Origin of the sequence: Cyclobacterium qasimii M12-11B, from assembly GCF_000427295.1 — a bacterium.
Lineage (GTDB): Bacteria > Bacteroidota > Bacteroidia > Cytophagales > Cyclobacteriaceae > Cyclobacterium > Cyclobacterium qasimii.
Genome location: NZ_ATNM01000018.1, coordinates 20518 through 45383 on the forward strand (window position 1 = coordinate 20518; position 24866 = coordinate 45383).

Sequence of the window (24866 nt, forward strand, 5' to 3'; positions counted from 1 at the left end):
GGAAACCAGTTGATTTTCATGCCAGGTTGCCTCCCCGGTCTGCCATACCCCATCTACTTCTTTTTTAAAGTTTCAATAAGTTCCGGAAACGCCTCTTCAAATTTTTGGCCAATAATAAACGGATGCTTCCCATCTTTACCAAGGCTAGGCCTGTAGGCATCATTGTAAAAACAATAATACTCTTCTCCCCAAAGTATGAAATTTGGAAAAGCAGTTTTAAGCATGCTGCTCACAGACATCCTTAAAGACAAGGGCCATTTTTCAGGAATCCCTAAAGGGTGATTCGCCCAATCCTTTTCACCAATGACCCTACCCATCTCTCCTCCATTTCTCAAAAATTTTGGTGGTGATTGATTTTTTCTAAAATCATCCTTCATATTTATTGACATTAATAATTCACCAGTTACTTCTGACAAATTCCAGAGCAAAAAAACCAACAGCTATATTTATATTATGTGCCAAAAATCGTGATTCACCATTGAAAAGCAATTTAGAACATCAAAAGATAAAACCCACAAGCCTGATTACCTAATCATTAAACAAAGGAAAAAGTTTTAGTCAGACCAAAAATTGTTTCATAAAAGGAACCCAATTAGCTCCTAGTTCAGTCTTACAAAAACTCAATCTTGCCTAAAAAAAGAAGGCTTATTCAATAGGTACTTAAAAACTCAAAGAATGGATCACTGTACTTACCCCTATTCATATCCATTCAAAGCCATATTGATAAGGTTAATTTACCAATGACTATGGCACCTTTTACAACATTACAAAAAATTGATCCTGTAAACTCGGGTCCGTTTTAGTCTCCATTATGGATTTCATAGATTTGTTCAACAATGTTTTCAAATGGCTGAAAGAAATAGGTTTTTGTATGTATTGGTTCGCTCCGTTTTCCTTCAATAAATCTACTACATTGTGATTATAGGTAGTGGAATAGATTATAATCTTAATATCAGAAAATTCAGGAACTTCGCGAATATCAGTAAGACATTCAAATCCATTTTGGAGGGGCATATATAAATCGAGGTAGATGGCATCAGGTAATTGACTATTGGCATGAAGACCTTTCATTAATTCAACCCCATTGTCAAATTGGCTCACTAATTTATCTATGGGCAATTTCTCTAAACCCTCCAAGAATATCTCCCTATCATCTCTATCATCATCGGCAATGAAAATTCGGATTGGCTCCATTTTTATATTTATCGGTTACTTTACTAATTACTCAATGGGATGTTCAAATCACCATGCTCTCCTAGATCTGGTTTATCCCCAGTTATAGCACCAATCCCCATCTTCAATAGACTGATGAATTTTCCGCTTTCGGTATCCCAGTACTGGGCTTCTTTTGGAATGACTTTGATAGCTGTTAAATTAGGGTCATCGACTCCATCAAACCATGCATCATCTGCACTTCCGTAATACCGCTCCACAACTACCTTACCTTTATAAATAACCGCTTGACCAAAAACGGTCAAAAAGCTCATCTGATCCGGCTTGGAGTAAATCAATTGAATATTATTGTCCTTATTAATATTCTGATTGTGCTCGCTTTCACTACTACTTAAAAACCAGACACATCCGTCCTCATCAACATCCTTGGTACTCATTGGTATTAAATGCGGAGGTATTGAATTTAGGTTTGTACCCATTATTGCAAAACGTATGTCTTCAGCCAATTCTTTTAATTTGGCTATGGCTTCTTCATTAAATAAGTTTTCTCTGCTCATAAATTTAATTTTATTTACCCTAAATATAAAGCGGATATATCCATAGGTATGCTACTATTAAATTAGAAATTAACTCAAAAAAGATAAGCATCTTTGTACTTCAAAGCACTAATTTTTTAAAGAGTTATGAATTTGTCTTAATACACCATCAAAAGTCAATAATCCTCTGCCGATTTCAAGTCCAATTAAACACTCAATCCACGGCCCAAATCCGATAATTGGTATGGTTAACAGCAATTTAAAAAACATAGACCTGCTTTAAGAAGGCCCGTTTAAAATTTACCCATTAGAAGAAAAACCAGGATAACATGTCATGCCCCCATCCACAAAAATTGATGTCCCATTTATATATTCGGATTCATCAGATGCCAGCCAGCTTGCCACTTTACCAATATCATCCGGCACTCCTATCCGTTTGTAAGGGATCAACTTTAAAAGTTGCTCCATACCTTCTTTAGAACTCCAAACCTCCTTATTAATCTCGGTTTTTATAGCCCCGGGAGCAATACTATTGCACCTTATTTTTGAAGAGGCATATTCCTGACAAATACTTTCCATTAACAATAAAAGCCCACCTTTTGAAGCTGCATAATTTGAATGGCCCGCCCAGGGAATTTCTTCATGAACGGAACTTATATGGATGATTTTCCCAAGAGATTTGGACACATCAGGCCGCATCCCTCTTCTTAAAAATTCAATAATGGCTTCCTTTGCACATAAGAATTGCCCTGTTAGATTAACATCAATTACTTTCTTCCAAGCTTCTAAAGGCATTTCATGTAATTTATGATCAATTTGAACGCCAGCATTGGCTACTAATACATCCACTGTACCAAAGTGATCTATTGTCTTTTTAAAAAGGTTTTTCACATCCTCTTCTTTACTTACATCACCTTTTAGAACAAGTGCCTCTCCACAGTCAGCATTATTATCGATCCAATGGGCAACTTCCTCCGCCTCCGCTTTACTTTTCCGGTAGTTGACCACTACATTTGCTCCCCCACAGCCTAATGCTTTCGCAATCGCACTTCCTATTCCAGCACTTGAACCAGTGACAATACATGTCTGATTTTCAAGTCTTTTATTGTTATTTTTCATATTCTTAGCCTCATGATTTTTAAAATTCAATGTAGATTTAAACAGCAATAAACATTGCTCTTAAAAAGTAAAAATGGATGCTAAATATTTTTTTTAACTTATTACTTTAGAGGTAAAAATTAACTTTTTAGAAGCTATTTATTGATCAATTTAGACTTTATTTTACGCAGTTAATCTGAGAAAAAATGGAAACAGCTACAATAGATAAAAAGGAAAATTTACTAGATGGGATGGGTGCAATACCCTGTCCACAAGAAGGAACAACATTCCGTGTATGGGCACCTAATGTTGAGAATGTATCAGTAGTAGGTGATTTCAATAATTGGGATGAGAATGAGCACCCCATGAATTCGGAACACAATGGATACTGGGCAATTCATGTTCCATCGGCCAATGTGGGTGCAGAATACAAGTTTGCATTAAAATCTAATGGCAATACTTTGCTTAGAAATGATCCTTACGCTCGGCAGATGACCCATAGTAACGGCAATTCAGTGATTGCGAAAAGAGCATTCGATTGGGAAATCGATAATTTTAAAATACCAAGTTTAAATCAATTGGTAATTTATGAAATGCATATCGGTACTTTTCATCAGAAAATCGATTCAGGGGAACCAAGAATAGGAACATTTAAAAGTGCTATTGAAAAGTTGGGTTACCTAAAAAACCTTGGCATCAACGCCATTGAAATTATGCCCATAGCAGAATTTGCCGGAGGAATATCCTGGGGTTATAATCCTTCTTCACCTTTCTCTATAGAAACAGACTATGGAACTCCTGAGGATTTTGCATCTTTTGTGAATGCTGCGCACAAACATGGTATGGCAGTATTGATGGATGTTGTTTACAACCATTTTGGCTCTTCCGACTCTGACTTATGGCAATTCGATGGCTGGAATGAAAATGACAATGGTGGGATTTATTTCTATAATGATTATCGGGCAGAAACTCCATGGGGACATTCAAGGCCAGATTATGGAAGGCCGGAAGTGCGTCAATTCATAAGAGACAATGCTTTAATGTGGTTGGAGGATTACCATTGTGATGGTCTGAGGTGGGACGCTACCTCCTATATTCGATTTGTAGAGGGAGGAACCGGATACGAAAGGAATGAGATTTTTGAAGGCAAAAAAATGATTCAGGATATCAATGGGGAAATAAGGGCCAAATATCCAGAAAAAATATTGATTGCAGAGGACCTAAATGCAGACACCATAGTTACACAAGACCAATACTATGATGGACTTAATTTTAATACACAATGGGATTCTCATTTTGTACACAAAGTAAGGAATATTTTGATTCACGAGGAGGACAATTCCCGCAATTTGCAGGAGGTTGTAAACGCATTGACTTTCAAATACAATTACGATGTATTTGAAAGAATAGTTTATACAGAATCACATGATGAAGTAGCCAACGGAAGTTCTCGAATACCTGAAGAAATTCAACCTGGGCAGGCTGATGGCGAATTTGCTAAAAAACGGTCTGTACTCGGTGCAACACTGATATTCACTTCTCCTGGAATACCTATGATATTTCAAGGGCAGGAATTTCTAGAAGATGGTTTTTTTGATGACAACCAAGGGCTTGATTGGGAAAAAGCAAACCATTTTGAAGGGATTACAAAATTGTACCAAGACCTGATAAAATTAAGGTTGAGCCAGGAAAAAAGCCTACAAGGACTACAAGGTCAAGATATACAAATCATTCATTTTAATCAAGAAAACAATGTACTTGCCTACCTTAGAAGTCATGATGAATACCCCGATAATCCAGTTTTGATTGTGCTAAATTTCTCAAATCAAAGATTTGAGAATTATGATATAGGTACTCCATTTGCAGGATCTTGGAAAACCATTTTTAATAGTAGTTATTCAGGATACGATGAGGATGATTTTTATACAGCAAATACTGAATTAACGGTATCAGAGGGTGATAACTATGACAACCTACCACACAAATTAACATTTACAATTGCTGAATATGCTTCTTTAATTATAACCAGAAATATGGAATAGATTGTTTCTGATTTGCTCATACCGTGTCCAAACCTCCCACATTGTTGGTGGTTTGGACACATTTGGCAACAGACTTCATTTAACCAAAGTCTATGGTAAATAATTAGGATGTTGTTTTATGCTTGAATTACGAAATTGTGATTGTCCAGCGCTGAACATGGATCATTCCAGTCAGTATCCAAAGTACTTTTAAGAATGTTAGTCATTTCTTTCTGGCTATAAGGCTTTTGAATATACCCATTCGCTCCAAGACTATAAGATTTATCTACGTCTGAAGGATTGAATGAGGTCGAGAAAATTATGACACAAATATCCTTTAATCGGATATTTTTTCGAATTTCTTCCAAACACTCAAAACCATTCATTTTAGGCATGTTAAGGTCCAAAAACAAAATATCCGGCAATTCTGCAATTTCATCGTTTAGGTACTCCATGAGCTGAATTCCACCATTAAATATAATGGTTCTCACATTAGCATTTATGGCTGTAATAGCATCTTGAAAAAGCTCACAATCATCAGAATCATCATCAGCTAAGATGAGTAAATTCTCATTGAATTTATTTTTAAAATCGGTCATGGCAAATAATTTAATCCAAAGAAATTCTTAAGCGAAGAATCAAATGGGTGGAAAATTAAATTTAATTTCACTTTGGATGAAGACATATCTTCAAAAATAAGACCAAAGTAAGTTATGAACCTATCATAAAATAAAACAAGGGGAGGAACGAGTGGGTAAATTTCTTAACTTTCAACTTAATATCAAGAACTTAAAGTACCCTTCAATTGCTAAAATGCTAAGTGGTTTTACAGAAAGATCTTTGAGAGGGCATTGCAAATTAAAAAGCAGTCATAAGCGTCAATATCCTTTATAAAACGAAAAAAAATCATTCCCTGAGGAAGTTCAGGTAATGATTTTCAAATAACTTAAGAGAAATAATAAAAATATTATGAATAATTAATTTTAATCAAAAGGTCCCTTAATAACCAGGTCATTTCAATATGAAGTTGAAGCACTTCTGCTATTAAATTAAGTGAATCATTGGAGTTAAGGTAGATAAAATCATCTTTTAAGTATTTACGTATGGATTCTATAATCAATTGGTGATCATCTAACAAATTCCTTATAAAATACTCTGAATCAGATGATTTGGTATCAAACTCATTCAAATTCGCATTTTGCAACCTATTCTTAAGTGTACCTTGGGAATTGAAATTAAGTTTTCTTATCTGATTATTAATGATATAAAGCGCTTTTTCTATCATTCTGATTTTATCATGAAAAAAAGTAATGCTATCATCTTTATTAGTAATAACTCTAGATGAGGCCCCCAAGGTTTTAGCATACAATACCAATTCATCTGCTAATAGTTGTTGGAATATTTTTATGTTAATTTTCACACTTAGATCAGTGTACTCAAGATATGTCTCAGTTGGTCTCATTTTGTTATGCTTTTAACCCCATTTTAACCTATTAGCCATAAAATAAAACAGGTAGGTTAGGCTAAAACAAGTTTAATCCACCCAATTTCCTTATAGGGTCTCATTCAGAGAAACACTACTGGAAAACATGTGTATAAATTGTTGTTTTTTGGTCAAAAAAGCCGTCTAATTTAGACGGCTTTAGGTTGGTTATTGGTAATTAAAATAGTTGGTTTGATCTTAATGTTTTATGCTGATAAACTCATCAGCTGTTGTTTTTCCTTATATTCTTTTGGGCTGCAATTGTATTTTTGCTTGAAGATCTTCGAGAAATAACTCCTGCTCGTAAAGCCTACACTGTACACCACTTGCGATATATTGAGATCTGAAGTTTTTATCAACTCTTCTGCTTTTTCCACACGCAAAGCTCTGATATAATCACTAACAGTAGTTCCATGCATTAGTTTAAAACCTTCTTGCAATTTCCCTGGAGACAATCCAGATTGATGACTCAACTCTGAAATTGAATGTTGCGATTCAGGGAAATTTTGAATTGTTTTTGAAACTTCACGCACAGCTCCCAATTCCCTGTGGGTTAAATTTCCTTTGTTCATTTCCTTGTTTTTCACGTCATCAGTATGCTGCTGAATTTCGTAAGCAAGGATCAAGTGAACCAATCCTTCGATCATTAGACTTCTGACAATTCCACGTTGCTGTATGGCTTCAAGTTGTTGAATTTTGTCAGCTATTTTCAAATTATAGGATCCTATATAAATTGAATTTTTCGATTCTTCTCCTCTTAAAAATGACTTCTGGATCCTATAATTCAAATTGTGTTTTCTAAGTATATTCTGATTTGAAGTAGTCTTTACAACAATCAGAGATATCTTAATGTGTTCACCCTTTGTGAAATGAAGCACATTTTCTTCAAAAGCTTTATTTGTTAAAATTCCCGTCTGAAAATTCTCAAGTACCTTTTTATTAGATTGGTTACCAAAACTATGGGTAACTTTCCCTCGCAAACAGTAAGCAAAACAGATGGGAGGATTCTCAGCTGTACCTGCACGTAAAGTAAAGTCTTGTGAAAACTTTACGTCAAACTCTAATAAGGAAATACCACTTTTGAAAGTAATACCTCTAATCCGGCCACGACCAAATTCATTGTCAATATCCAGGATATGTTCCTTAACCTTAACACTAAGGTTTCCACTAAAATTTTGTTGCAACTGATCGAACATGTTTTTAATGGCTGTCGAAGAAAGGGATATGGTATTCATAACGTTAGATATAGGGTTAAACATTAAATTTTGAGCCTCAACTCAGGTAAATTGGTTATTCAATTCAAACATAGGCTGAGTGGCAAATCCCCATTTAACAATCTCTATCGGGTCATTTAAAGCTTTATTTATATAAATACTTTTAATCACAAATAGAAAAGTTGATTGTTAACTCAAATCCTTCAACAAATATCTTAAAGGTGGCACCAAATAAGTTACAGAACTTTGGGTTTACGTTGCAAAATTTCATGTTCTATATAATACCCAGGTAGGAAAAAACTTTTTAAAGCTTGATAATTCTATCTAAAACCTAAATTCTAAACAGCTTGATTTCAATAGAAATTATTATACAAACAATTAAATACCAATACAATAACAATTTAAAACCATATGTAAAAGAAGATTTATAAGGGACTATTTTATCAAATCACCTAGGTCTAGGATTCGACTATTAAAATCTTAAGTGTCGTTAAATTCTAAAAAATGGTCGACTTTTATTATTTCGGATGGCTTGCATCAAAATTTGCCAATCATTGTGCGTTCTGATTTAAAAGTTTCAGTTCAATAAATTTGTCGGTAAAAAAGCTGCTGTTTAAGCATGTTTTATATGAGAAAGAAAATTCGATTGAAGAACTCCCGCTAAATACTACAACCGCCCAATTTCTTGGTTTACTGAGATGGGTTTGATAAATAATCTCAATATTTTGGGCAAAAAAAATCAATTAATATCTCTTTAGAAACCAAAGAGTAGCGAGGTACAATCAGAGGAAATAGGGTTAAAATCGAAACAAAAATGTATTTCGATTCATATTAGAGGTGTGGTACTGCCAATTCAAATGCAGCACTCGTTCAATCACTTCCTTAAGTTTACTAAAACTAGTGGGCTTATTAATATAAATATTGGCCCCATTAACAAATGTTTCTTCAATGTCCTGCTCTGAAGAAGAGGTAGAATAGATGGCAATAATAAGGTCTTTCAAGGCGGTATTTTGACGGATTTCTTGCAAGCATTGCATCCCATTTTTTGCTGGCATATTTAAATCCAGAAAAATTAAATTTGGGTGTGCAACATCCGGAATCAAAAGATAGTCCATAAGTTCCTGACCATCTTTAAAAAGAGTTAGTTCGGTTTTTATAGATAGCTGTTTAATCGCTTCATCAAAAAGCAATCTATCATCTTCATCATCATCAGCAAGTGCAACACTCAGAAAGTTAGTATCCATATTAAGGAATTAAGGTTTAAAACTTTGAAGTGTTTGAGTTTTCTTTCGACGCATAATACGCTGGAAACTACTTGGGGTTAGCCCTGTAGTTTTTTTAAATTGTCCAGATAAATGGGAGACACTACTATAGTTCAAACGATATGCGATTTCCGTTAATGTCAAGTCTTCATCACACAACAATTCCTTCACAAGGTCAACTTTTCTTAAAATCACATAGTTCTCAATGGATGAATAGGTGTTTTCTGAAAATACAGAAGACAAATAGGAATAAGTGTAATTGAGCTTATCAGACAAATAGCTTGAAACTTTCAATATTCGAGCGTTTTCATCGATTAACATTTCATCAATGGTGTTTTTAATACGGTCTACAAGTGTTTCTTTTTGGTCTTCCAACATTGTAATCCCATATCCCTTCAATGCCTTAAAAAGTTTTTCCTTTGTCTCAAGTGATAATGGTTCTAAGGTATTTACTTCTCCTAAATCCGTTGATGAATAGGATATCTCAAGCTTCTCCAATTGCTCCCGTACCACCGTTTCACAAATCACCTTGAAATTATATCTCAGATAAATCTTCATTAAAAATGAACCAATTAAAGTTTATTGTCCAGAATTGGGGCAAGATAATCACAAATTTCGTATTAAAATCCTGAAATTTCAATAAAAAATAAGCCATTTACCTTTTTGAACGCAAATAGCTGAAACCATGAACTTTAATCCTATTTTTGTTGTAGATTAAAAAAACTACTTGGTCCCAATAAACAGGGATACTACGTATTACAAATAAATGATTATCGCAGGGCCAAAAAAAAGCGGATTTTTCTTTAAAGAAAAATCCGCTTCAGAATTCAATTTTCTAAGTCTGCCTACTAATTATCATCGGTAGCGTCGTCGATTTCATCTTCCACTTCTTCTGCGCCTTCTTCAATAGCATCGCCAGTATCTTCAACTGCCTCCTCTATTTTATCGCCAGTAGTCTCTTTTTTTTCTCTGCAACTTGTTAGTGACAAGAAAGATGTTGTCATCAATGCAATCAGGAAAATATTAATATAACGTTTCATAAATTCTAACTTTAGTTTAAATGTTTTCGAATTAATTTAAATGCAAATGCTGGTTTAAAATGCTTAAAATCCCTTTCGTCCGAAAATCAAGGATATAAGAAATAAGACAACGAAAATAAAGAAGATCACTTTCGCGATAGATGCTGCTCCTTCAGCAACGCCGCCGAAACCAAATATCGCAGCAATAACTGCTATAATAATGAAAATAATTGTCCAACGTAGCATAGTGAATTTTTTAGGGTTAATAATAACTAAGCAAGGCACTTTTATACCTATTTTCAAAATTATCATTTAAGATTCAGTCCTATTGTCTCAATAAATTATAATCTTACTTCAATCCGATTTCAGAATATTATTAAGTGATAGGCAACTACTCTGTACTTTCGGTAGACTTAGGTGAAACTTTCCAAATAATTCCTCCGTCATCATCATTTACTAATAATGAGCCGTCTGGTGCGACAACCACACATACGGGCCTTCCAAAAACTTCGCTTTTCTCTTCGTTTGCAATAAATCCAGTAAGAAAATCTTCCGCCTTTGTAGGCTTCCCGTTTTCAAAAGGAACAAAAAGAACTTTATATCCAGACAATTTAGCTCGGTTCCATGAACCATGTTGGCCTACAAATGCTCCGTTTTTATATTTCTCAGGAAATCTATCTGCATTATAAAAAGCAATGCCTAATGATGCTGTATGGTTTCCAACAGGCACATCTGGAACAATGGCTTTAGCCACCATCTCCTCATGGGGATCATCCTTCCATCGAGGATCCTTTACCTGCCCATAATAACTGTAAGGCCAACCATACCAACCACCTTCTTTTACACTGGTGATGTAATCCGGAACCAGATTGTCGCCTAACTTATCACGTTCATTTACTGCAGTCCAAAGTTCTCCGGTTACAGGATTGAAATCCATTCCTACAGGGTTTCTTAATCCACTCGCATAAGTGATCTCCCCTGACCCATCTGGATTAATTTGTAAAATATTGGCTCTTCTTTCTTCTTTTTCCATTCCCTGTTCACCTGCATTGCTTGCAGAACCTACAGAAATATAAATTTTATCCTTGTCCTTACTGGCAATGATGTTCCTCGTCCAGTGATTATTGTAGCCACTTGCAGAAAGTGCTACAATTTTCTCCCCTTCACTTGTCAAATTTGTATCCCCTTCTTTATAGGGATAGCGGTAAAGACCATCTGTGTTCGCCACATAAAAAAACCCGTCAAGTACCAACATTCCGAAATTTTGGTTAAGGTTTTCTAAAAAAACGTGCTGTTCGTCAACATTTCCATCCCCATCATTGTCACGTAAAAGTGTAATTCGATTTGCGCTTTTTTTGGTATTGGATTCGGCTACAAAAATATCTTTATTGGGAGCGATATAAGTCCACCTTGGATGATCCAGGTTTTCTGCAAATCGGGTGACAACAAAACCCTCTGGGGCTTTAGGCGTCACACCTTCAGGCCAATCAACAATTTTGCTTTGATTGGTAACCGATTCTGATGTGAAGGGAGCCTCCAATGTAAGATCGCCAACAGCCGTTTCAACCGTAACACTTCCTTTATCGGCATACTCTTCCTTTTCAGTTTCAGTCAACTTTCTATCCTGACAGCCTAAAACACTTATCATTAAAATAACAAACAACCCTCTTTTCATATTTTTTCCTTTTATTCTCCATTAATTATATTTCGGTTTTGATACGATAAATGAATACCGATCAGCATCAATTATTTTAAACCGAAGAAGATTCTACCTTAACCCTATATGTATCGAAAGCAGGTAGACCCATTGCTTTCGGACTCCTAATCCTATTTTAATAATTCTCAGTTTAATTAGCACAAATCATGTACCATAATTTAAAATGATGATTATTATTACAGAAATATCACCTATTTTGATCTTAGTCAAACAGCATTGATATTTTGAAATAACAAGGCCTTACCTAAGATTGATTCTTATGAATCCTCTGTTGGTTACAGGATAGTTTGAATAATTACCGCAATAAAAAAAGATGGATTTGGACAAGAGTTGTATTAAAAGCAGGTTTTCGGTCACAAATTCTTAGGATTTTTTTATAGAACTTATTTAGTAGCCATCATAAAAACTATCTTTGAATTGATAACAGAAATTAGCTATAAAGATGAAACAACTTAATTGCGATATTTTGATAGCAGGGGGAGGTCCTGGAGGTTTGCCTGCAGCATTGGCTGCTGCTAGAATTGGTGCAAAAGTTATCCTATGCCAGGACAGGTCCGTTTTAGGTGGAAATGCTTCTAGTGAAGTTCGAATGCACATAGTAGGTGCTGATTGCAGCGGTAAGCGAGGGGAATCTTTATCGGTTGAGGCCAGAGAGTCAGGTATAATCGAAGAAATTCGTCTTGACGCAAGCGTGAACAATCCCCAGCGGTCACCATCGGTTTTCGACTTGATTTGGTATGACAAATGCCGGAATGAGCCTAACCTGGAATTAATGCTTAATACCAGGGTATATGCCACCGAATTACAAGGCAAAACGATCAAAAAGGCTTTTGCCAGAAGAGAGTCTACAGAAGATGAATTTGAAATTGAAGCCAAAATTTTCATTGATTGCACAGGAGATGGCACTATAGGTGCCTGTTCTGAAGCTCCCTATTATGAAGGTAGAGAGGCAAAATCTACTTTCGGTGAAAGTTTGGCTCAAGATAAAAGTGATAAATTAAGACTAGGCTCATCACTCATGTTTCAGGCTAAAAAACATGGGGAACCTATGCCTTTTACCGCCCCTACCTGGGCCCGGAAAATAACAGAAGAAGACCTTATTCTCAGGCCGCATGCCACCCCAGCCATGGACATGGATTTGGGATTAGAGTATGGCTATTGGTGGCTGGAATGGGGTGGAACCTTAGACACCATCAAAGACAATGAGCTCATTAGAGATGAATTACTCGCGATTTTGTTGGGTGTTTGGGACCATGTAAAAAATGGTGGTGACCACGGCGCTGATAATTGGGCCTTAGAGTGGTGTGGATTTCTACCTGGCAAAAGGGAAAGCAGAAGGTTTAAAGGCCAATATACTTTGACGCAAAAAGATGTTCAAGAAGCCAATACCTTCGAAGATGCCATCGGTTATGGTGGATGGCATATTGATATTCACCCACCTGCAGGGGTAGATGCGATCAATGAATCACCTTGTATTCATCATGATGTGCCCCACCTCTACCAAATACCATTAAGAACGACCATCAGCAATACCATTTCCAACCTTATGTTTGCAGGAAGAAACATCTCTGCCAGCCACGTGGCTTTTGCCTCAACACGTGTGATGGCTACTTGTGCTGTAGTAGGACAAGCAGTAGGTACTGCTGCAGCATTGGCCGCAAAGAATGACATAGCTCCGGCAGCTATTGTAAGCGACAAGAAATTGCTTGGCAATATCCAACAACAGCTTCTAAAAGACGATGCATTCATACCAGGTATATCCAACCAAGAAAATGACGACTTGGTAAAATTGGCTCAGATTAAAGCCAATTCAGAACAAAAAGAAGGGCAAGCCATCAACATCATAAGTGGTCAAAACCGCAGTGTTCATGGTAAGAGGGGCGTTCGTTCCGATTTAGCTATTCCAGGTACCCACCGATGGATGAGTGATCCTGAAGCAGGCATGCCAGCGACCATTGAACTACATTGGGAGGCTTCAAAAAAGATTCGTCACTTACAGATAATTTTTGATACCGGAGCGCATAGGGTGCTCACTTTCAGCCTTGCCGATGAATACACCAAAAAGATGCATTGGGGAAGCCCTCAACCGGAAACAGTAAAAAATTACCAAATCGATACTTACCTAAATGATCAGCTAATGGAGACTTTATCGGAATCGAACAATTACCATAGACTTCGCAAGCATACACTAAATGGTGAAGCAATAGACACTGTTAAAATCACCGTATTGGCTACTCAAGGTATAGATCATGCCCGGATTTTTGAAATCAGGGCTTACGAATAGTTCAAAACTGTATAAGTAAAAAATCCATGATACCCCTTAAATTAATGTTGAAAATCTTTTCATACCTGGTTTTTTTAGGCTTCTTTTTTCTCATCGTAGAAGCTTACCCTCAATCCCATCTTTCAGATAATTTTATTGCCAGCGCTGAAGAATCCGATTGGAAAGGATTCGAACGATTTGATTTTAATTTTCAAGGCAAAAAAGCCAGGTTAATTCTACCTAAGAAACCACTTCAAGGGAATCCCTGGATTTGGCGTGCAAGATTCCCAGACTGGCATACTGAGGCGGATAGCATTTTGGTATCCGAAGGGTTTCATCTTGCCTATATTAATACGGACAATTTATTCGGGGCTCCTGAAGCCGTTAAGGTTTGGAATGATTTTCACACGTTTCTAACTGTTGAGCATAAACTTCAACAAAAGGTGTCTTTAATGGGCGTCAGCAGAGGCGGGCTTTTCATATACAATTGGGCCAAAGAAAATCCTGAAAAAGTTGCCTGCATTTATGCCGAAGCACCTGTACTGGATTTCAAAAGTTGGCCTGGTGGATTTGGGGAAAGTGAAGGGTCTCCAAAGGATTGGCTCAAGCTTAAAGAAGTTTACAACTTTGCCGATGATGAGGTGGCAAAAGCATATAAAAATAACCCAGTCGACAACCTTATGGAGCTGCCTTCCCACAGGGTACCTATATTGCACATGATCGGGCTTGAGGATCAGGTGGTACCTGTTGATGAAAACACCCTGCCCTTTGTTCAGAAGTACATAAAATCAGGTGGCATTGCCACAGTGGTGACATCTGTAGCTGGTGAACAAAGCCTAAAAGGTCATCACTTCCCCATTCAAACACCCCGTTTAGTAGCTGATTTCATCAAATACCACTCCATACAAGCCTTACCTTTGAGTTCGGAAGATTACCATCAGAGCAATGGGGGAATGAAGAATTCTTTAATCAAATTTTCTCAAAATGAAAGTGGACGAGTAGCGTTTTTGGGTGGCTCTATCACTCACAATGCTGGCTGGAGGGACAGTGTAAGCAATTACCTGCAAAACCGATTTCAAAACACTGATTTAGAGTTTATCAATGCAGGTATTCCTTCTATGGGAAGTACCCCTTCTGCCTTTCGATTGGAGAAAGATGTTTTAGCCAAGGGAAAAATTGATCTCTTATTTCTGGAAGCAGCAGTTAACGATTCCGGTAATGGGAGAACTTCTACTGAACAAAAGCGTGCAATGGAAGGCATCATCAGACATGCGAGGGAAGTAAATCCTGAAATGGATATCGTTATAATGCATTTTGTAGATCCCGGAAAAATGGCCTCCTACAACCAAGGTTTAGTGCCAGAAGTAATCAAAAACCACCAGTCAGTAGCAGACCATTATAATATCCCAACCATAAACCTGGCAAAAGAAGTAACAGACAGAATCAATGCTGGGGAATTTACCTGGGAAGATGATTTCAAAAATCTTCATCCTTCACCGTTTGGCCAAGGGATTTACGGCAATTCTATTATCACCTTCCTTAAAAATAGCTATAATAAAAGGCAAAACATGTCGGATAAAACAACCAGCTATTCGACACCAGAAAGGATAGACCCTTATTCCTATGATAAGGGAAAACTAATAGATATAAATGAGGCACAACTAGCTAAAGGATGGCACATAGATTCAAACTGGAAGCCAAATGACAATAAAAAACAAGACCTGACTTTGTAAATGAGCCTTTTTTAATTGGGAACAAAGGAGCTAAATCCCTTAAACTAAGATTCGAGGGCAATACTGTGGGGATTGTAGTAGCTGCAGGTCAGGATGCCGCCAATATTAGCTATAGAATTGATAAGGGAGAATGGCAGCAGTTAGACCTATTGACCAAATGGAGCGATCAGCTTCATCTGCCTTGGTATTATACCTTAGCAAGTGAATTAGTAAAAGCCCCTCACTTATTAGAAATAAGGGTGCCTGAAAGTCTAAATGAGGATTCCCAGCCTAAAGTATGTAGGATTCGATACTTTTATGTGAATTAATTATTTAAATCCAGACTAAAGTAATTCTGAAAATCACTCACAAGATGGAAAACCCTACTGCTGGATTTATTTTAAACTCAGCAAAAATCCAGACACAAAAAAGAACCAAAACGGAGACATTAATCTAATACTTGTAGATGGAATTGGGTGGCAGGAAGTATTTAAGGGTGCTAATTCTTTATTCATCAATAACAAGGGAATGGGGAGAATTCAGGTGAGCTAGTGGGTGAAATTTTAAGACATTGACCAAATCAGGTGATGAGAAATACTGATGCCTTTCTTTTAGGGATCAGTAAAATCACAAGGACAACTCAAGCCCTTAGATAATCGTTTATTCTGAAATAATATAGTCCATTGAGGTATGACTGAGTTTCAAAAATATGTCCCTATTAATTGTTCTTTCTTTGACCGACTACAGGATTGGGCAACGAGAAAAGAAATCGTTAAAATAATTTTCCTTGATAAGGATTTAAATAGCAACACTATAAACACTAGAATATTAGATCTATTCACCAAGAATAGTGAAGAGTTCATCGTACTAGAAAGCGGTGAAAAATTCCGACTAGATAAACTAATAAGTGTAAATGGGTTGTTGGTGACCTCTTGTGAAATAGACAATTCCAAATCAAGGTATGATTCTTGAAGCCACAAATGACAACTAAAGGACAGTCTAAATAATTATTTGACAGCTGCTTTCTGTTTTAAACTGGCACCGGTCTAAACATCAATTCAAGACAATATTACTGATTGACAGGAAAATAATTCCACCAAAATATCAGTTTATTGCTAAGATAGTATTTGGTGCAAATGCTACATTTTAAAAAAGACATTTTACGCATTAATAAGGTATTATAATTTGGGAGCACTTTCCCTCTCCTTTATTCAAAAATTTCACCTGTATAACTACAATTCTTTGTCAGGTGATGATTAATTTCAAACTAAAATAAATTTCAAGGTTTATCGTTTATGAACATTGAAATATTTTTAAAAAAGTTGAGCAACCTAAAAACCTAACAAAAAACCATGAAATTACTTTTCATAGTAAACCCCATCTCTGGGGGATGTGGACAAAGAGCCATTTATAAAAAAATGCCAAAGAATTGTGCCTTAAATATGGAATAGTAAATCATTTTTTTAAAACAACTGGAGAAGATGATGAAGAAAAAGTAAAGGAAATTATTGCAGATTTTGCTCCTGATAGAGTTGCCTCTGTCGGTGGTGATGGTACAACCCTGTTTTCGGCTATTGTATTAATGGATAAGAAAATTCCTATGGGTATTATCCCGCTAGGATCCGCAAATGGTATGGCTGTAGAATTGGGGGTGAACTCAACCCCTATTGAAGCTTTAAAAGACCTGATCATGTCTTCCATGATCAAGAACCTTGACATGCTGAAAGTCAATGACAAATATTATTCTGTCCATATTGGTGACGTAGGAATAAATGCAGAGATCGTAGCCTCCTACGAAAAGGATTCCAATAGAGGAATGACTACCTATGCCAAATACTTTTTGGATGAGTTAAGGAAAATCGATCCATTCGAAATTGAAGTTGATGCAAACAATGAAAAAATAAGCGAAAAGGCAGTGATGGTAGGAATTTGTAATTCAAGGAAATACGGAACTGGAATACCCCTCAATATTAACGGCAACCCAATGGATGGCAAATTTGAAATTATCCTGGTTAAAGATTTAAATGCTCAATTTTTAATCAATGCAGGCCTTTCTAAATTTAATGATGTCTTTTATATGAAAGAAAACATCACCGCCATAAGTACAGAAAAGGCAATTTTGAAATTTGATCAACCCCGAGTTTTACAACTGGACGGTGAGGTAATTGGGAAATTTGATCGACTGAAAGTTGAAATTATTAAAGGAGCCATTTGCTTAATTACCTCAAAGGACAATCAGTATGTAGATTAATTCATCCTTTCAAACATCAATAGCTTATTGTATTCCAATTAGTGGACGTATCTCTAAGGGCTAAGCCATTTTTTAGGATGGGAAAAAGATCTAAACATAGATTGCCTTAATTTGGTGCATCCATGATTATATATAAGTAACCTTACACCAAAACCTAAATATTGCAATAATCACTCAATACAATACTCCTATTGTTCTAGATTTAGGCCCCTAAATCTAGAACAATAGGAATTATGTTAATTCTAAATTTCAATATTTTCTTTTCCAAAAGACAAACAATCCACCATAAGCTTGCTGATTGATCAGTATTTTTCAGAATATTTAGAAAAATGGTAATTTATTGAAATGATATTAAAAATTATTTTTCTTTGAATATTTAATCTCAATTCGAACCATTTGCAAAAAAAAGTAAGTCAAACTTAATAACTAAGGGAGCTTAAAACTGAGTGACAGTTTTTCTAAATTAGCATACAATCTGCTGATTTTTTAATAATTTACAAATTATTAAATCCTATTTGTTATATACAGATTATAGGAAAAAACTTTAGTTTACTGAATTTAATTGTCTTTAAAACTTTAGAATGAGCCTAATTTTTTAGCGTTTTTTCCAAATTCATCAAATATCTTTTCCATAAAAAAATTGTTAAAATATTAAAACAATTAAAATTTTTTTATAGGTTTGTTGATCTAAATGAAAAGTAAGAGACATTTTATAAAGAATTCTATTCAGAACCCCTTCCTAATAGGGACCTCCTTAGCATCATGCTTTTTGATGCTAATATTTGGCCCAATTCTTTTGGGTGGGAATTCTACTGAAGAGCATTCAGAAAGCTCTAATCAGCAAGTTTCTTTTCTTTCCGCCAATGACATTCTAAGTGACATTCATTACTTTTTGCATTTTCCATTCGAGGGAGATTCTCCTGAAGAACAAGAAACTGAAAATGAGTCCAATAAGACGCTGGATGAAGACAGTGAGAACTTCTATGTAAATTCAGCCTTTTTTTCAAAAGCAGGTTACAATCTGGAGAAAACTTTGTTTTCCCAATTGAACCTATCTAATCATAATAGGTCTAAAATTTCACTCGTTATTCTTCACCATTCCTGGAAGAGTTTCCTCGTATAATTTTTTTCAAGTCACCCGAATACTTCATTAGGGTCTTTACCCATGATTTATTCCACCCCCTTTAAATAAGCAGATTTTCATCTGCACAAGGGCAATCTATTTCAACTTTTACAAAAAATCAGATTTATTATGACGAGGATATTAATTCTTCTCTGTTTGGTAGGAATACTAGGCAATACTGCGTGCGAGCATAAAAAAGAGGCTGAACATCATGAATCCACCTTCCGAGTTACGAGCCCAATTAAAATGGACACCGTAGTTTTTCAGGAATATGTAAGCCAGGTTCATTCCATACAACACATAGAACTTAGAGCTCTTGAAAGAGGCTATTTGCAGAAAGTGTTTGTAGATGAGGGACAACACATTAAGAAAGGGCAACTTATGTTCCAAATCATGCCACTTATCTATGAGGCTGAAAAGCAAAGAGCATCAGCAGAAGCAGATTTTGCAGAAATAGAATACAACAATACACAAAGCCTTGCAGACAGCAATATCGTTTCTTACAATGAATTGGCCATGTCCCGAGCAAAGCTAGCGAAGGCAACAGCCGAACTTAATCTAGCAAAAGCACACTTAGGATTTACTGAAATAAGAGCGCCATTCGACGGTATTATGGGACGCTTTCAGGTAAGACTGGGAAGCCTTTTAGACGAAGGAGAATTATTGTCAACTTTATCCGACAATAGTAAAATGTGGGTTTATTTCAATGTTCCTGAAGCTGAGTATTTGGATTATGCCTCCACAACTGGTTTAGATAATATGCCTGAAGTACAATTCAAAATGGCCAATAACAAAAACTTTAGTCATTCAGGGATAATTGAAACCATTGAAGCGGATTTTAATAATGAAACAGGAAACATTGCCTTCAGGGCTACATTCCCTAATGAAAAGGGCGTATTAAGACATGGTGAAACGGGTAATATATTAATGCCTGTATCCTTTGATGATGCATTGATAATCCCTCAGAAAGCTACCTTCGAGATTTTGGATAGAAAATACGTCTTTATTGTCGACGACACGAACACTTTAAGAACAACAGAAATAACTATTGCTCACGAAGTTCCACATTTGTACATGGTAAGTGGCGGTTTAAAGGCGGATGATAAAATTCTAATTGAAGGCCTAAGAAAAGTTAAAAACAATCAAGAAATAAAATATGATTTTCTTGATCAAAAAGAAATTTTGAAAGATTTAAACCTGCTTCATGCAGAGTAAATTTAACCTTTAAATTACTTAGACATGTTTAGCAAGTTTATACAAAGGCCGGTTTTAGCGATAGCTATCTCCCTGGCCATCATATTCCTAGGAATATTAGCTATTACGACAAGGCCAATTTCACAATTCCCGGAAATTGCCCCTCCACGAGTAAATATTTTCATAGCCTATCCGGGATCTAGTGCAGATGTCCTGGTCAAATCCACCCTGATACCTCTGGAAAGAGCGATTAATGGTGTACAAGGAATGCAATACATTATCTCCGATGCAACAAGTGCGGGAGAGGCCACCATCCAGATAATATTTGAACCTGGAACGGATCCAAATGCGGCAGTAGTCAACGTAAAAACCAGGATAGATCAGGTGATGAACAATCTCCCGCCTCTGGTACAGAGGGAGGGTGTAATCATCACTCCTATCCAACCGAGTATGTTGATGTATGTTAACCTTTTCAGTACAGATAAAAATGCTGATGAGAAATTTCTGTACAACTATGCGAATGTCAACATTCTACCGGAGCTTCAAAGGATAAGTGGAATGGGTAGGGCCACAATTCTTGGTAGCCGCCAATATGCCATGCGTGTTTGGCTAAAACCCGATAGAATGAGGGCATACAACATTTCCACAGAGGAAGTGCTGGCTGCCATTGATGAACAAAGTGTAATCGGTAGACCAGGTAGACTGGGGCAGAGTTCCGGTAAAACAGCTCAATCCATTGAATATGTATTGACATATAAAGGTCGATTTAATTTACCCGAAGAGTACGAAGACATCATCATTAAGGCAAACCCTGAAGGTGAGATTTTGATGCTCAAGGACATTGCAGAGGTTGAACTTGGTAGTGAGTTCTTTGATATTTACTCGAATAAAGATGGCTATCCTGCCGCTTCAATGGTATTGAAGCAAAACTTTGGCAGTAACGCCAGTAAAGTAATTGACAAGGTAAAACTGAAATTAACTGAACTGGAACAGGATTTCCCTCCAGGCATGTCCTACGAGATCAATTACGATGTTTCGACTTTCGTCGATGCCTCGATTGATAAGGTATTGCATACTTTAGTAGAGGCTTTTATTCTAGTAGCTTTAGTTGTATTTCTGTTCCTTGGGGATTTAAGGTCAACCATTATTCCAGCTATTGCAGTCCCTGTTTCCTTGATAGGTGCATTTGTTTTTATGCAGTTGTTTGGGTTAACAATAAACATGATCACACTATTTGCCCTTGTATTGGCGATAGGTATAGTGGTCGATGATGCGATTGTGGTAGTTGAGGCAGTCCATGCCAAAATGGAAGAGGAGAATCTCAGCCCATTCAAGGCTGTGAAAAAAGTACTTGGGGAGATCAGTGGTGCGATTATAGCCATTACACTGGTCATGACTGCGGTGTTTATACCCGTTGCTTTTATGACAGGTCCTGTAGGTGTTTTTTACAGACAATTTTCCATTACAATGGCCAGTGCAATCGTCCTATCAGGGTTGGTAGCGCTTACGCTTACGCCTGTTTTGTGTGCGATGATTCTTAAAAACAACCATGGAAAACCTAGAAAGAGATCTCCTATCGATCTATTTTTGGATTGGTTCAATAGAAAATTTGAAAAAATCACCGATAAATATGAAGGCTTACTTAAGCTTATTGTAAACCGAAAGGTGGTCACCTATGGTATTCTTCTAGCTTTTGGTTTTGGCATTTTTGCAGTCAATGAAACCTTACCCACAGGGTTTATCCCTAATGAGGATCAAGGAATGATTTATGCAATTATTCAGACCCCTCCAGGATCTACATTGGAAATCACCAATGAAGTATCAAGAAAACTGCAGGAAATTGCTGAAGAGATTGATGGTATCCAATCCGTATCTTCCTTGGCAGGGTATGAAATCCTTACAGAAGGTAGGGGTTCAAATGCAGGTACTTGCCTTATTAACCTTAAAAACTGGGAGGACAGAGAACACTCAGTAAAAGAAATAATAGAGGAACTAGAGGAAGAAACCAAAGACTTAGGAGCTGTTATTGAATACTTCGAACCACCAGCAGTACCAGGCTATGGTGCTTCAGATGGTTTCTCCTTAAGAATGTTGGACAAAAACAGTACTGTTGATTATCAGGAATTTGATCAGGTCAACCGTGACTTCATGGATGCGTTAAGAGAGCGCCCTGAATTAAGCGGACTGTTTACTTTCTTCGCTGCCAATTATCCTCAATTTGAGTTGACGATTGATAATAAACTAGCCATGCAAAAAGGTGTATCCATAGGCAAAGCCATGGAAAACCTGGATGTTCTCATCGGTAGTACTTATGAACAAGGCTTTGTAAGGTTTGGGAATTTCTTTAAAGTCTATACCCAATCGGCTCCGGAATACCGAAAAATGCCTTCGGATATCATGAAATTATTCATTAAGAATGACCATGGAGAAATGGTCCCTTACTCTGCCTTTATGAAAATGGAGAAAAAGCAAGGGCCAAATGAAATCACCAGGTTCAACCTATACACCTCCTCCTCTATCAAGGGTGTACCGGCACCTGGATACACTAGTGGTGATGCCATCAAAGCGATCCAGGAAGTAGCGGAACAATCGCTACCCAATGGATATGACATCGCTTGGGAAGGACTTTCCTATGATGAATCCAGGAGAGGAAATGAGGCCATCTACATCTTTATCGTCGTTTTGATCTTCGTGTATTTGGTATTGGCTGCTCAATATGAAAGTTTTATAATTCCATTGGCTGTTATTCTTTCTTTACCAATAGGTGTTTTTGGTTCCTTCCTTATGTTAAAATTCATGGGACTCGCCAATGATATATATGCACAGATTGGCTTGATTATGTTGGTTGGTCTGTTAGGGAAAAATGCGGTGTTAATAGTTGAATTTGCTATTCAGAAACACCAGCAAGGCTCCACTATTCTAGAGGCAGCTATAATCGGTGCCAAGGTTAGATTTCGTCCTATTTTGATGACTTCATTTGCTTTTATCGCTGGACTTATTCCTTTGGTAATGGCTACAGGAGCTGGTGCAATAGGCAACAGAACCATTGGTTCTTCAGCTATGGGTGGAATGTTATTCGGAACCATATTTGGTGTGATAATCGTACCAGGGCTCTACTATATATTCGGCAGTATCGCGGAAGGCAGGACACTGATCAGAGATGAAGATGAAACACCACTTAGTGAAGACTATGTTAAAAGGCAATATGATTCAAGATTGCTTAAGAAATTAAAGAAATTATTGTCGAAAAATGAACTAGAAAATGGTCAATAAATTCCTAAATAATACGACAACCCTGCTGCTTTGCATGCTCCTTGTTTGGGGATGTAAGATACCTCAGGCGACAACATTTGACGAAAGCAATTCAGTTCCAGATAGTTTTAACCAATCTAAAGACACTACTAACAGTGCCAATACCAATTGGAAAGCATTCTTTACTGATCCTCAGTTAATCACATTGATAGATACAGCTCTTGCAAATAATCAGGAGTTGAACATTATGCTTCAGGAGATAGCAGTGGACAATAACGAAATCCTAGCGAGAAAAGGAGAGTATTTGCCTTTTGTAAACCTGGGAGTTGGTGCTGGATTGGAGAAAGATGGCGAATACACCCGGCATGGGGCTGTGGATGAAAGTTTGAATATCAGGGAAGGACAAGCCATTCCTAATCCGTTGCCTGATTTCATGGTAGGTGCCTTTGCTTCCTGGGAATTAGATGTTTGGAAAAAACTTCGCAATGGAAAGAAAGCAGCCGTAGCAAGGTATTTATCAAGTGTTGAGGGCAAAAATTTCATGGTCACTAATTTGATCGCAGAAATTTCAAGCTCTTATTACGAGCTTATGGCATTGGACAACTTGTTGGATATTATTCAAAAAAACATAAGCATTCAAAAGAATGCTTTACATATAATTGAACAACAAAAACAAGCTGCTCAGGAAACACAGTTGGCTGTTAATAGATTTGCTGCCCAGGTACTCAACACCGAGAACCTGCAATACAAAATCAAGCAGCAGATTGTTGAAACTGAAAACAGGTTGAACTTCCTTGTAGGTCGCTTTCCACAAGGCATAGAAAGAAGCTCTTCTGGGTTCAATGATATTTCGGTCAATGAAATACATTCTGGAATTCCATCCCAATTGTTAATCAATAGACCGGATATTAAGCAAGCTGAACTCACTTTAGCCGCAGCCAAACTTGACGTTGCTATAGCACGAGCTAATTTTTACCCTTCTTTCAGTATTGAGGCAGGTGTAGGATTCGGTTCATTTAACCCCAAATACCTGGTCAATCCTCAATCCATATTGTACAATTTGGGAGGGGATTTAATGGCACCATTGGTGAATAAGAATGCGATAAAAGCGACTTACAGTAGTGCCAATGCAAAGCAATTACAAGCGGTTTACAGTTATGAACAAACCATTTTGAAAGCTTATATAGAAGTAGCCAATCAACTTTCGCAAATAGCGAATACAAGTAAAAGCTACGAGACGAAGTCTAAAGAAGTTGACTTACTCAATCAATCTATTACCATTTCAAATAGTTTGTTCCGCTCAGCCAGAGCTGATTATATGGAGGTTTTGCTTACCCAAAGGGAGGCATTAGAATCCAGAATGGAGCTAATAGAAATAAAAATGAGCCAGATGAATGCTAAAGTAAATATTTACAAAGCACTCGGTGGTGGATGGAATTAACAAGGTTCATCCCATTTGAATAACACCTATATAGCAAAAAGCCACTTGAATTATCAAGTGGCTTTTTCACTTTTTAGAAGATTAAAATCGGTTTCGAAAAAATTGAT

22 protein-coding genes are annotated in these 24866 nt (G+C 36.7%); 10 read left to right on the plus strand and 12 right to left on the minus strand.

Features of this window, described 5'->3' with window-relative positions; all coding sequences use genetic code 11:
• Nucleotides 1-53: 53 nt before the first annotated feature.
• The 4 genes from ADICYQ_RS01695 to ADICYQ_RS01710 all read right to left on the minus strand — a co-directional run bounded on the left by ADICYQ_RS01695 (nt 54) and on the right by ADICYQ_RS01710 (nt 2828).
• Entirely contained in the window at nt 54-377 is a 324-nt protein-coding gene (locus tag ADICYQ_RS01695) for a hypothetical protein (RefSeq protein WP_020890190.1), read from the minus strand.
• 379 nt (nt 378-756) lie between these two features.
• A complete protein-coding gene (locus ADICYQ_RS01700) occupies nt 757-1194 on the minus strand; it encodes a response regulator (RefSeq protein ID WP_020890191.1) in 438 nt (145 codons plus the stop codon).
• A gap of 23 nt (nt 1195-1217) precedes the next feature.
• The gene (locus ADICYQ_RS01705) at nt 1218-1730 is read right to left on the minus strand and encodes a pyridoxamine 5'-phosphate oxidase family protein (RefSeq protein WP_020890192.1); all 513 of its coding nucleotides are present in this window, start codon (nt 1728-1730) and stop codon (nt 1218-1220) included.
• 279 nt (nt 1731-2009) lie between these two features.
• Nucleotides 2010-2828 (minus strand): glucose 1-dehydrogenase, encoded by an 819-nt coding sequence (locus ADICYQ_RS01710; RefSeq protein WP_040413939.1) that lies wholly within the window; start codon nt 2826-2828, stop codon nt 2010-2012.
• A gap of 185 nt (nt 2829-3013) precedes the next feature.
• Here ADICYQ_RS01710 and ADICYQ_RS01715 point away from each other — a divergent pair, with 185 nt between their 5' ends.
• On the plus strand, nt 3014-4849 hold the full coding sequence (locus ADICYQ_RS01715) for an alpha-amylase family glycosyl hydrolase (RefSeq protein ID WP_020890194.1): 1836 nt from the start codon (nt 3014-3016) through the stop codon (nt 4847-4849).
• Nucleotides 4850-4965: 116 nt separating this feature from the next.
• On the opposite strand, the gene ADICYQ_RS01720 is transcribed toward ADICYQ_RS01715, so the two are convergent.
• The 8 genes from ADICYQ_RS01720 to ADICYQ_RS01755 form a co-directional block, all read right to left on the minus strand.
• On the minus strand, nt 4966-5427 hold the full coding sequence (locus ADICYQ_RS01720; RefSeq protein ID WP_020890195.1) for a response regulator: 462 nt from the start codon (nt 5425-5427) through the stop codon (nt 4966-4968).
• A gap of 368 nt (nt 5428-5795) precedes the next feature.
• A complete protein-coding gene (locus ADICYQ_RS01725) occupies nt 5796-6290 on the minus strand; it encodes a ferritin family protein (RefSeq protein WP_040413942.1) in 495 nt (164 codons plus the stop codon).
• Between the two features lie 227 nt (nt 6291-6517).
• On the minus strand, nt 6518-7546 hold the full coding sequence (locus ADICYQ_RS01730) for a helix-turn-helix domain-containing protein (RefSeq protein ID WP_020890198.1): 1029 nt from the start codon (nt 7544-7546) through the stop codon (nt 6518-6520).
• Between the two features lie 776 nt (nt 7547-8322).
• Entirely contained in the window at nt 8323-8769 is a 447-nt protein-coding gene (locus ADICYQ_RS01735) for a response regulator (RefSeq protein WP_020890199.1), read from the minus strand.
• Between the two features lie 9 nt (nt 8770-8778).
• Nucleotides 8779-9345, minus strand: a complete 567-nt coding sequence (locus ADICYQ_RS01740; protein WP_020890200.1) for a helix-turn-helix domain-containing protein — start codon at nt 9343-9345, stop codon at nt 8779-8781.
• 290 nt (nt 9346-9635) lie between these two features.
• Nucleotides 9636-9827, minus strand: coding sequence for a hypothetical protein (locus ADICYQ_RS01745; protein ID WP_040413944.1), 192 nt, complete (start codon nt 9825-9827; stop codon nt 9636-9638).
• 63 nt (nt 9828-9890) lie between these two features.
• Nucleotides 9891-10109 carry a DUF1328 domain-containing protein gene (locus ADICYQ_RS01750; RefSeq protein WP_438830470.1) on the minus strand — a complete coding sequence of 73 codons (219 nt, stop codon included), beginning with the start codon at nt 10107-10109 and terminating at the stop codon, nt 9891-9893.
• Between the two features lie 88 nt (nt 10110-10197).
• The gene (locus tag ADICYQ_RS01755) at nt 10198-11481 is read right to left on the minus strand and encodes a PQQ-dependent sugar dehydrogenase (RefSeq protein ID WP_020890203.1); all 1284 of its coding nucleotides are present in this window, start codon (nt 11479-11481) and stop codon (nt 10198-10200) included.
• A gap of 484 nt (nt 11482-11965) precedes the next feature.
• Here ADICYQ_RS01755 and ADICYQ_RS01760 point away from each other — a divergent pair, with 484 nt between their 5' ends.
• From ADICYQ_RS01760 to ADICYQ_RS01795, 9 genes are all read left to right on the plus strand, one after another.
• Entirely contained in the window at nt 11966-13807 is a 1842-nt protein-coding gene (locus ADICYQ_RS01760; protein ID WP_020890204.1) for an FAD-dependent oxidoreductase, read from the plus strand.
• 44 nt (nt 13808-13851) lie between these two features.
• The gene (locus ADICYQ_RS01765) at nt 13852-15519 is read left to right on the plus strand and encodes an SGNH/GDSL hydrolase family protein (protein WP_051160085.1); all 1668 of its coding nucleotides are present in this window, start codon (nt 13852-13854) and stop codon (nt 15517-15519) included.
• Nucleotides 15520-15584: 65 nt separating this feature from the next.
• Nucleotides 15585-15827 (plus strand): hypothetical protein, encoded by a 243-nt coding sequence (locus ADICYQ_RS25640; RefSeq protein ID WP_020890206.1) that lies wholly within the window; start codon nt 15585-15587, stop codon nt 15825-15827.
• 361 nt (nt 15828-16188) lie between these two features.
• Nucleotides 16189-16470 (plus strand): hypothetical protein, encoded by a 282-nt coding sequence (locus ADICYQ_RS01770; protein ID WP_020890207.1) that lies wholly within the window; start codon nt 16189-16191, stop codon nt 16468-16470.
• A gap of 457 nt (nt 16471-16927) precedes the next feature.
• A complete protein-coding gene (locus ADICYQ_RS01775) occupies nt 16928-17749 on the plus strand; it encodes a diacylglycerol/lipid kinase family protein (RefSeq protein WP_020890208.1) in 822 nt (273 codons plus the stop codon).
• A 769-nt stretch (nt 17750-18518) separates the two neighbouring features.
• Nucleotides 18519-18872, plus strand: a complete 354-nt coding sequence (locus ADICYQ_RS01780) for a hypothetical protein (RefSeq protein WP_146947257.1) — start codon at nt 18519-18521, stop codon at nt 18870-18872.
• A 129-nt stretch (nt 18873-19001) separates the two neighbouring features.
• Nucleotides 19002-20087 carry an efflux RND transporter periplasmic adaptor subunit gene (locus ADICYQ_RS01785; protein ID WP_040413948.1) on the plus strand — a complete coding sequence of 362 codons (1086 nt, stop codon included), beginning with the start codon at nt 19002-19004 and terminating at the stop codon, nt 20085-20087.
• A gap of 24 nt (nt 20088-20111) precedes the next feature.
• A complete protein-coding gene (locus ADICYQ_RS01790) occupies nt 20112-23339 on the plus strand; it encodes an efflux RND transporter permease subunit (RefSeq protein ID WP_020890211.1) in 3228 nt (1075 codons plus the stop codon).
• The gene (locus ADICYQ_RS01795) at nt 23329-24759 is read left to right on the plus strand and encodes a TolC family protein (protein ID WP_040413951.1); all 1431 of its coding nucleotides are present in this window, start codon (nt 23329-23331) and stop codon (nt 24757-24759) included. Before ADICYQ_RS01790 ends, ADICYQ_RS01795 begins: the two co-directional genes overlap by 11 nt.
• The last annotated feature ends 107 nt before the right edge of the window (nt 24760-24866 follow it).